This window comes from Vibrio sp. 10N.222.49.C9 (assembly GCF_041474985.1).
In the GTDB taxonomy this organism is placed as follows: domain Bacteria; phylum Pseudomonadota; class Gammaproteobacteria; order Enterobacterales; family Vibrionaceae; genus Vibrio; species Vibrio crassostreae_C.
The window spans coordinates 1-365 of record NZ_JBFRVD010001419.1 but is presented as its reverse complement, the minus strand read 5'-3'; the positions used below and the strand labels follow the sequence as shown (position 1 = coordinate 365).

1 protein-coding gene is annotated in these 365 nt (G+C 44.4%); it reads right to left on the bottom strand.

Features of this window, described 5'->3' with window-relative positions; translation table 11 throughout:
• Nucleotides 1-310, bottom strand: a 310-nt coding sequence (locus AB4585_RS28570) for a LysR family transcriptional regulator (protein WP_372172153.1), incomplete at its 3' end; no start/stop codon positions are given.
• Nucleotides 311-365 lie beyond the last annotated feature (55 nt).

Here is a 365-nt window from a genome sequence, read left to right as displayed (position 1 = left end):
CCCCAAGCCTCAATTGCCCCTGCATTGCACCGCCACACGCAAGTTGGCCAAGCTCCATCAAATCTTGACTCTTAGTGAGCAGTTCTCGTCCTTGTTTAACCACCATTTCACCGATATGGGTAAACACCAATGCACTCTTCTTATCTTTCTTCTCGTACAGTGAACAACCAAATTGCTCTTCGAGATTCTGAATCCCTTTGCTTATAGTCGATTGGCTAACAAAACACAGCTGAGCGGCCTCACCAAAGTGACGCGTTTCATGCAAAGTGATCAGATAGTGGAGCTGTTTGAGACTGGGCCATTTATTCATATAAGTTTCAAAAATTACCGTCGGTTATCATTCTTTTTGTGCGCTGGTTAACAAG